The sequence below is a fragment of the Pseudomonas thermotolerans DSM 14292 genome (assembly GCF_000364625.1).
Lineage (GTDB): Bacteria > Pseudomonadota > Gammaproteobacteria > Pseudomonadales > Pseudomonadaceae > Aquipseudomonas > Aquipseudomonas thermotolerans.
In genome coordinates this window covers 1-8,033 of record NZ_KB822640.1, presented here as the reverse complement: position 1 = coordinate 8,033, position 8,033 = coordinate 1, and the positions used below count along the sequence as shown (strand labels likewise).

Sequence of the window (8,033 nt, the reverse complement as noted above, 5' to 3'; positions counted from 1 at the left end):
TTGGTGCGCTTGCTGTAGTGCCAGGCCACGATGGGCTCCAGCACGTTGCCCCAGTACATCGGGCTTTCCTCATCCTGTGGGTCGGCCTTGGGCATGCCAGCATCACGACCGGTCTTTTCCATCCACAGTTCAAGCTGCGATTTATAGGGGTTCAGACCGACCGCAGCCGCAGCGTCCGAACTGCCGATACCTTGCTTGCGGATCTGCAGCCAGTCCTCGCGCGGCAGCTCCTTGGTGCTGACCAAGCGCAGGGCGGGGCGGGCTTTGTTGGTGCTGCGATTCAATGAAGTAGCTTTCATCATGTTTCTCCTGCAGGCATAAAAACGCCCAGCCAGCACAAGGCTGACCGGGCGTTTATGGTGGTAGGTGGATGGCTAGTTAGGGATATGCCTTTGACATATCCCGCTTGATTGGCACAATGGGCTATACGTAAGGCATATCCCCAGGAGGTTTCCATGGAACAAGGTGCAGTTTTTCAGAGCAACCGCAGTCAGGCGGTGCGTTTGCCCAAGGCGGTTGCGCTGCCTGAGGATGTGAAGCGGGTGGATGTAGTGGTAGTTGGTCGAGCCCGAATCATCACGCCGGCAGGCGAGGCCTGGGACGTCTGGTTCGATGGCGAAGGTGTGACCGCTGACTACATGGCGGATCGCGAGCAGCCTGCAGATCAAGAGCGAGATGCGTTCTGATGCTGAAGTACATGCTTGATACCAACATCTGCATTTTCACGATCAAGAATCGTCCTGAGCAGGTGCGGGAAGCCTTCAAGCGCCATTCAGGGCAGCTGAGCATCAGCACTGTCACCCTGATGGAGCTTATTTACGGCGCCGAGAAGTCCGCTAATCCCGAGCGTAATCTGGCGGACGTTGAAGGTTTCGCTGCGCGCTTGGAAGTACTGCCTTACGACGCTCAGGCAGCGGCTCATTCCGGGCAATTGCGAGCTGAGTTGGCTCGTATCGGCAAGCCTATTGGCCCGTATGATCAGATGATTGCAGGACACGCACGTGCCCAGGGACTGATTCTGGTCACGAATAATCTTCGTGAGTTCGAGCGAGTCCCAGGTTTGCGCGTCGAGGATTGGGTGAACGCCTGATTAAGGGCGATCATTTAATGCAGAGCAGCTGAACAACCCCTGATCACCCTTGTGGCGATCAGGGGTTGTGTTTATGCCGCATCAGCTTAAGCGGCGAGCTGCAGCGCTGCGTCCAAGGCGCGTTGCTTGATCTGCGCGCCCTGGCCGAACCAGGCAGAGTCCAATCGATACTCAATGCTGCGCGCCCGGCGTTCGTGATCGACGTACTCGGTCACGGCATTGAGCAGGCCCCAGGCAGTGCCGCGTGCTGAGTCCAGCTGGCTGCCCCGGCCACGGCCTTCGTACAGCTCCTGAACTTTGCGCAGAGCGCGCTCGTTCGGCAGCTGTTCAGGAAGCGGACCGGTCGGGCTGGTCTCACACATCACGTTCATGAAGAAGCCCAGTGCCTCATGCCACTGCACCTTGCGTTCAGCCAGATGGCGCATGCGGTACATGAAGTCGTCCCATTGCGAGACAGCAATGCCGAGCTGCTTCTTCACCAGATCGCCGTCGAAGCGGGTGCTGTGCGGCACCTTGATCGCACGGCTGATGCCGTCCAAGGCGATGGTCAGGGTGTTGTTACAGACAACGCGAATGGTGGTGGGGGTTGCTGTGGTGGCCAGGGTGCCGTCGCAGGAAGTGGCCAGCAGCAAATAGCCATTTACCTGATCATTGCCCTTGAGTGCAGCGCCCTGTCCGGTACGCGCCAACGCCCAGAACTTGCGCCCGCCCTTGAGCACGCCAGCAGTTTCCAGCTCGTAACCGGAAACCTCGGTCAGGTCCCGGTAGAACTCCAGCACATCCTTGGGCTGCACGGTGTGGTAACGCTGCGAGACCACCGACAGCGGTGCCTTGGTGTCTGAGCGGTAGAGCACTTTCTGCTCCGGGAACGAATGGATCGCGCCCAGGTGGCCGATGGCGTCCGACTTGAAATGCACAGGGCTTTCCAGGATCTGCCAATCCATGCCGGCTTCGCGTTGCCAGACTTCGATGGGCTGTTTCTGCGGCAGGTTGTTGCCCAGGCCGTGCCAGGGGGTAGCGCCTACGTAAGCCATTTGTTCGATTTGATGAGCCATGACGAATTTCCTTTGGGTGCAGGCCGGCATAAAGCGCCGCGCATGGCGCAGCACCGGCAATCAGTGATGGATAAGGAAGAAGAGAGCGGTGGCCGGATCAGGCCGGCAGGTTGAAACGGTGACCGCAGAGCAGGCAGAGATTGTGGGCCAGCACATGGCGATCGAGCGATTCGCCAAGCTGAGCGCCGAGCGCACAGCCACCGACGCTTCCGGCTAGGCCACCGAGGATGGCGCCCGATACCGAGCCGAGTGTGATACCGAAAGGGCCGGCGATTACGCCGAGCGCTGCGCCGGCCTTGCCGCCTGCCAGAACAGCGCTGACGCCACGTGCGAGACCACCGACAGCGCCGATGGCCGCGCCTGCTTTCATGGCGTGATGGAAGGAAGCGACTTTGGGGGAATGACAGCGGGGGCACTGCAATGACATGGGAAGATCCTCCTTGGTGCTGATGTCATTGCGGTAATGTGTGGCTGAGAATTTTTCGAGTCGAATGGCGTGACGGGCCACAGTCTGGGCCGGTTAGCCCCCGGGCCTTGTAGCCATCAACCCTGGAACAAAGGAGATATAGTCGGGCAGAAAGCCCCAGTCCGAGTGAGAAACATCTGGGTGATCTGGGGGAGGCTGCAAATCTCCAAGAGAACCCGAGTGCATGACATGAATCGAGGCGGGCCAGTTTGGACATCGGTTAGCTGCCAGCGACAGGATTTGACGTCACGGCTTGGTAATGTCTCCTCCATCCGAATGACAGAAGGAGGCGCGACACATGCGTAAGGCCCTGACTCATTGTTGCCACCGCTGTGATTGGCACCAGACTTCGGTAATCAGCGACGCGAAAAGTTCACAGCAAGAGAGCTTCGATCATTGCCCCAGGTGTCGCTCCCCCGAGCTCTTTATGCGCCAGGCCACCCGTCTGGAGACTCTCGTGGCTAGTGCCGCTCGCTTGGGCACAGCTAATACCTATCGCGGTATGGCAAATTGATATTAAACTGTGTAGGTTCGCCATATAAGTGGCGCCAAAAAAAGTAACTCTATTTCAGTATGACAAGGAAGTAGCTATGTCCGAAGCGAAGGACACGCTCCTCAGGCTCATTGCCCTATTACGCCTGATTCCCCGAGAGCCAGGCCGCATTGCGACCACAACCCTGCTGGAGAAGCTCAAGGATGATGGTTTCTCGGTAAGCCTGCGCACTGTCCAGCGCGACCTTGATCGGCTTTCCATTCCGTTTGCCCTGCTGCGCGACGAAAGCTCCCCGTCATTTCGCTGGAGCCTATCGGACAAAGCGCCCATTGATCTGTCGGCCATGGATACCCCCACTGCACTGGCGCTGTACCTCGCGGAAAGCCACCTCCAGTCCCTGCTCCCTCAGAGCGTGCTGGATCAGCTTGGACCACAGTTTCGTATGGCGCGCGATTATCTCGATAATCTGGAAAATAACGGTCTGGCGCACTGGGCACGCAAGGTTCGGGCGATCCCCAATGGCAAGTCACTACAACCCGCAAAGATCGACACACATGTCTGGAACCAGACCTCTACCGCCCTGGTAGAGCGTAAGCAGCTGCAGATCAGCTATTTGAGCCGCAGCAAAGCCGAGTTGAAGAAACTGCTAATCCACCCCGCAGGCTTAGTTTCACGCCACTCCATCAGCTACCTGATTGGTAGTGTCGAAGGCTATGACGACCTGCGCCAGTTTGCACTGCATCGAATCCAGCAGGCTGAGCGCCTAGATATTCCGGCCCGATCTCGCGTCGACTTCGAGATTGACCACTACATTCGAAACGATCTCAACAGCGCAGCCCCTATCAAACAGGTGGAGCTGATTGCCGACGTCTCTCCGCAGATTGCCTGGCTGCTCGGGGAAACCCCTCTGAGCACGCAGCAGAGTTTGGAGGCTCTGGGGGGCAGCGATTGGAAACGCCTGCGCGCCTTGGTACCGGAAAACCAAGAAACGCTTTGGTGGCTGTTCGGGCTGGGTGAGAGCATTCACGTGCATGAGCCCAAACGGTGGGTAGACGCAATCAAAGAAAAACTGACCAAAATGGGCAGGCTGTATATGCAGGCCACCATTACCGATAGAGAAACCTGCAAGGAGGCTCTATGAAGTCCCGCAACACTCTTACACCCTCCTCAAGCGACAGCGCGCAAGACGACAGCAGATACGAAATCAAGCGGGATATAAGCAACACAGCAACTGCACTTTCCACGAGTGAAACCGTAAGCCGCTATGGCAGTGCCAGTGCCGAGTACGTCAAAGCCTATACCGGAGTCGACAATGAAGCCGGGAAAGTGCTGAGCAAGGGCTTGAAAGGCATCAACCAGGAAAATACGGGCGTCAAACAGCGGGCGGGTTGGGCGGGCGAAGTGGCGAGCACCAGTCGTGACAACGCTGAGGCGATCATCAGCAAATCGCCTGAGCGCACGATTCGCAGCGATGACTTGAAGCATTACGGTATTGAGACCGACTCAAAGTACCGCGAAGCGGTGGATCGCGTCCGCGTGGATGAAAACGGCAAGATCATTTACGAAGCCCAGACAAAGTTGGAAGCCAGCGGAAACAGAGTTGCCAACCAGGTGAGCCATGAAGATCACAAGTACAGTAAATATTTCGGTAAGAAGCTGGAACTGCCCAGCGAACAGGTCGAAGACGCCAAGACCTACTGCCGCAATCGTGCGGAAAACTTAAGAAAATACGCACTACAGGCTGAGCAGAAAGGAAAACCGGAGCTCGCCGAAAAATTCCGCGAGCGCGCCGACAGGTTCGACCAGCTTGCTGAAGAAGACATCGTTGACCTTGGGATTACGACCGAGCAGGCCATCGACTACGCAGAAAAGCCGCTGCGCGAGACGATGAAAGATATCGCTCGCACCAGCCACCGGGCAGGTATTGAGGGAGCGAAGTACGGCGCTGTCATCGGTGGCGTAATTTCGTTGTTGACCAACGCGTTCAATGTTGCTCAAGACAAAAAACAGTTGGGTGAAGCTGCCCAGGATGTGGCCCTCGATACAGCTAAAGCCGGCGCACTTGGATACACCACCGCTTTCGCAGGCTCCGCGCTCAAAGGTGGCATGCAACAATCGAGCAACCAAACCTTACGCACCCTGGCTGGTACCAATGCCCCAGCGCTGGCCGTCACAATCTGTATGTCGCTGGGCACCTCCATCAAGCGCTACGTCACTGGCGAAATCAGTGAAGCACAACTGCTTAGCGAAGTCGGGGAAAAAGGTGCAGGCATGCTCTCCAGCGGCATGATGGCCGCACTGGGGCAACTCGCCATTCCCGTACCATTCGTCGGCGCCGCCGTGGGTGGAATGATCGGCTACGCCCTTTCCTCATTCTTCTATAAGAGCGCACTGGATGCGGCCCGTAGCTTGGAGCTTTCGCGCCAACAGCTGGAGCGCGTCAGGGCCATTGAGTCTGCGGCCCGTGATCGCATTGCCGATGAGCAGGCGGCCCTGGACAACTTTACTCGCCACGAAATCCCTCAGTTGCGCCAGGAAACCCAACGCCTGTTCGATATTGTATCGAGCAGCGCCAGCAATGTTGACGACCTTGCAATTGCCATCAATGAGTACGCCACGCTGCTAGGGAAACAGCTGCAGTTTCAATCCATGTCCGAGTTTGAGGACTTCATGAATTCCGACCAGCCACTCATCCTGTAACGAGAACGCGAGAACCTACCTCATGCTTATAAAGATGCTGCCGGAGCCTGAAAAGGGGCTTCTGCTCGATTTGCTCCAACTGCTTGCACTTTCCGACAACCCAATACTCTGGGACGGAAAACGGTACGATGAGCTGACATCAGACACCGATCTGAGCAAGCTTTCTATTCAGGTGGATGAGTTAGAGCGTGAGCTGATCTCAGACCTTGAGCGTTCTTCAGGCCAATCCCTGCGCGGAAGTTCGAGTTTTGAGGGAGTCCTTGCTGGTGTGCTGGCGGGGGGACTGAAATCTGGGAAAGCACCGACATCGATTGTCGAGGAGCAACTGATAGCAGAGCTCAAGACCTTTCCAATCCACAAGATGGAGCTACCTGAAACTCGCGTAGCGGCGGCAAAAGCAGTCTTGGACAAACTTCTGGAAGATCAATCTAAGGACCGGCCAGAACCCCCCAAAATCATGCTGTTTGACATGATCTTGTTGGCGCTGCGTGACGGATCAATCTCGTCTATCGAGCGTGAGCTGCTCAAAGCATTCCAGCACCACTATCAAATTCAAGACTTTATCTTCGAAGAATTACTAGATCGTGCTGAAGCTTTGAACAGCGAAGTCAGCAAAACCATCGCCCTAGTTCTAGAATAAAAGGAGAAATCCATGCCCATTCCTCTCATCATCGGCGCGGCCGCCGCAGCAGCTGGCCTCTACGGTGCAGCCAAAGGTGTAAGCGGCGCGATCGACCACAGCAATGCCAAGAGCCTTAACAATGACGCCAGCGCCATGGTTAATGCTGCCAACCAGAAGGTTGACAGTTGCCGTAAGAATACCAATGAAGCTCTGGAAAACTACGGACAGCGCAAGCTACGCGTCTTTAACGGAGTCGTAGCGGACTTTCTCACCATCTTTGGTCGCCTGAAAAATGTGGAACTCATCCAGACACCCGAACTGGAAAAACTAAATGCCGGCGATTTCTCGACTACAGCCCTGACTGGTTTGCGCCAAGACTATCAAGCACTCAAGGATGCAGGGCTTGGCCTGGGAGCAGGTATGGGTAGTGGGGCAGCACTAGCCTTCGGCGCTTACAATGGAACCATGCTGCTTGCCACTGCCAGTACAGGCACAGCTATTTCTTCGCTCGGAGGAGTTGCAGCTACCAATGCCACGCTGGCCTGGCTAGGCGGGGGCTCCCTTGCAACCGGTGGCTACGGTATGGCCGGCGGCATGATGGTTCTCGGCGGGATCGTCGCTGGCCCCGCTTTGGCTATCTTCGGGCACATCGTGGGGAATAAGGGGGAAGCGGCTCTAAATAATGCGCGTAGTAATCTGGAGCAAGCTAAAACTATTAGTGATCAGGCTGAGCTGATGGCAGGTAAGCTTCAGGCTATTGAGCAGGTTACATTGCTTGCCAATAAAACTCTCTCCGAGATCACCTCGCATTTGCGCTTTGCTACACGCGACATGCGAATCACAATTGAAGAGCACGGAGAAAATTTCCAAGATTTCTCCATGGAAAGCAAACAAATTGTTTTTCGTTCAGTTAAATACGCGCAGCTGATTAAAGCCATGATAGATACAGCTATTCTTGATCAAGATGGCAATCTGGTTCTCTCTACTGAGAAGCGAGTGCGAGATATTTCTTTAGTCTCAAGCGGCCAAAAAAACTCCTTGGATACTCCATAAAAGTGAAAGAAGGCCCTGGCGGGCCTTCCTCTTTTCACGGCTGTAGAACGCTCATGACATGCCCTAAGAGCTTTCCCTGTACCCAATGTGGTCTGTGTTGTCAGCACGTTCACCTGGCTCAAGAAACCCAATTTCTTGATCGTGGTGACGGCACCTGCCGTCACTACGACTCAGCAAACAAAGGCTGCAGCATTTACGCTCAACGTCCGGACATTTGCCGGGTAGATAGGCAGTATGCACTTCGCTATACCAGGCAATTTACGTGGAACGAATTCGTTGCTCTGAATCTTCAGGCCTGTGAACTCTTGCAGGCTCAACAGAAAGAGACTTCTGAGTCCGAGAAGTCATAGACACTCAATGCCGCGACATCTTCTGTCGCCCTGATGCGGCACAGTCCTCCACACACAACGTGGAGACCCTAAGGATGGTCTGAAGTAGCCACGTATTTCTGGCCGACTACAGACCTCGCTGTTTTTTGAAGCGATCCATCGATCAAAAAGCGCTCAGATCGTCGTCTTATGTAGGGTTTTTAGCCGCTACGCGTACCCCGTAGC

10 protein-coding genes are annotated in these 8,033 nt (G+C 55.7%); 7 read left to right on the top strand and 3 right to left on the bottom strand.

Translation table 11 applies throughout. The annotated features are described in order from the left end of the window. A partial coding sequence (locus tag H165_RS18835; RefSeq protein ID WP_169333540.1) for a YqaJ viral recombinase family protein occupies positions 1 to 299 on the bottom strand: 299 nt, incomplete at its 3' end. 156 nt (positions 300 to 455) lie between these two features. Between H165_RS18835 and vapB the strand changes: the two genes are divergently transcribed. Both vapB and vapC read left to right on the top strand, forming a co-directional pair. Continuing rightward, positions 456 to 686, top strand: coding sequence for a type II toxin-antitoxin system VapB family antitoxin (gene vapB / locus H165_RS0117630; protein ID WP_003285520.1), 231 nt, complete (start codon positions 456 to 458; stop codon positions 684 to 686). Beyond that, positions 686 to 1,090, top strand: coding sequence for a type II toxin-antitoxin system tRNA(fMet)-specific endonuclease VapC (gene vapC / locus H165_RS0117625; protein ID WP_009408500.1), 405 nt, complete (start codon positions 686 to 688; stop codon positions 1,088 to 1,090). The genes vapB and vapC overlap by 1 nt, the downstream gene beginning before the upstream one ends. 86 nt (positions 1,091 to 1,176) lie before the next feature. Here vapC and H165_RS0117620 read toward each other — a convergent pair whose 3' ends face one another. Further along, positions 1,177 to 2,145: a DUF932 domain-containing protein gene (locus H165_RS0117620; protein ID WP_017940254.1), complete on the bottom strand. Its 969-nt coding sequence runs from the start codon at positions 2,143 to 2,145 to the stop codon at positions 1,177 to 1,179. Positions 2,146 to 2,242: 97 nt separating this feature from the next. Beyond that, positions 2,243 to 2,572, bottom strand: coding sequence for a hypothetical protein (locus H165_RS19415; protein ID WP_081609384.1), 330 nt, complete (start codon positions 2,570 to 2,572; stop codon positions 2,243 to 2,245). Between the two features lie 629 nt (positions 2,573 to 3,201). Between H165_RS19415 and H165_RS0117610 the strand changes: the two genes are divergently transcribed. The 5 genes from H165_RS0117610 to H165_RS19405 are packed head-to-tail and all read left to right on the top strand — an operon-like array spanning position 3,202 to position 7,829. Next, the gene (locus H165_RS0117610; RefSeq protein ID WP_017940252.1) at positions 3,202 to 4,245 is read left to right on the top strand and encodes a helix-turn-helix transcriptional regulator; all 1,044 of its coding nucleotides are present in this window, start codon (positions 3,202 to 3,204) and stop codon (positions 4,243 to 4,245) included. After that, positions 4,242 to 5,804, top strand: coding sequence for a hypothetical protein (locus H165_RS0117605; RefSeq protein ID WP_017940251.1), 1,563 nt, complete (start codon positions 4,242 to 4,244; stop codon positions 5,802 to 5,804). Before H165_RS0117610 ends, H165_RS0117605 begins: the two co-directional genes overlap by 4 nt. A gap of 22 nt (positions 5,805 to 5,826) precedes the next feature. Further along, positions 5,827 to 6,444 (top strand): hypothetical protein, encoded by a 618-nt coding sequence (locus H165_RS0117600; RefSeq protein WP_017940250.1) that lies wholly within the window; start codon positions 5,827 to 5,829, stop codon positions 6,442 to 6,444. Positions 6,445 to 6,456: 12 nt separating this feature from the next. After that, entirely contained in the window at positions 6,457 to 7,479 is a 1,023-nt protein-coding gene (locus H165_RS19410) for a hypothetical protein (protein WP_059319059.1), read from the top strand. A 53-nt stretch (positions 7,480 to 7,532) separates the two neighbouring features. Continuing rightward, complete coding sequence (locus H165_RS19405) at positions 7,533 to 7,829, top strand: YkgJ family cysteine cluster protein (RefSeq protein ID WP_078463402.1); 297 nt, start codon at positions 7,533 to 7,535, stop codon at positions 7,827 to 7,829. The last annotated feature ends 204 nt before the right edge of the window (positions 7,830 to 8,033 follow it).

What these genes read in the sequence shown, in the direction of transcription:
- H165_RS0117610 (WP_017940252.1), top strand. Translation starts at nt 3,202, where the DNA reads ATGTCCGAAGCGAAGGACACGCTCCTCAGGCTCATTGCCCTATTACGC.
- H165_RS19415 (WP_081609384.1), bottom strand. Translation starts at nt 2,572, where the DNA reads ATGTCATTGCAGTGCCCCCGCTGTCATTCCCCCAAAGTCGCTTCCTTC.
- vapC (WP_009408500.1), top strand. Translation starts at nt 686, where the DNA reads ATGCTGAAGTACATGCTTGATACCAACATCTGCATTTTCACGATCAAG.
- H165_RS0117605 (WP_017940251.1), top strand. Translation starts at nt 4,242, where the DNA reads ATGAAGTCCCGCAACACTCTTACACCCTCCTCAAGCGACAGCGCGCAA.
- vapB (WP_003285520.1), top strand. Translation starts at nt 456, where the DNA reads ATGGAACAAGGTGCAGTTTTTCAGAGCAACCGCAGTCAGGCGGTGCGT.
- H165_RS19410 (WP_059319059.1), top strand. Translation starts at nt 6,457, where the DNA reads ATGCCCATTCCTCTCATCATCGGCGCGGCCGCCGCAGCAGCTGGCCTC.
- H165_RS0117600 (WP_017940250.1), top strand. Translation starts at nt 5,827, where the DNA reads ATGCTTATAAAGATGCTGCCGGAGCCTGAAAAGGGGCTTCTGCTCGAT.
- H165_RS0117620 (WP_017940254.1), bottom strand. Translation starts at nt 2,145, where the DNA reads ATGGCTCATCAAATCGAACAAATGGCTTACGTAGGCGCTACCCCCTGG.
- H165_RS19405 (WP_078463402.1), top strand. Translation starts at nt 7,533, where the DNA reads ATGACATGCCCTAAGAGCTTTCCCTGTACCCAATGTGGTCTGTGTTGT.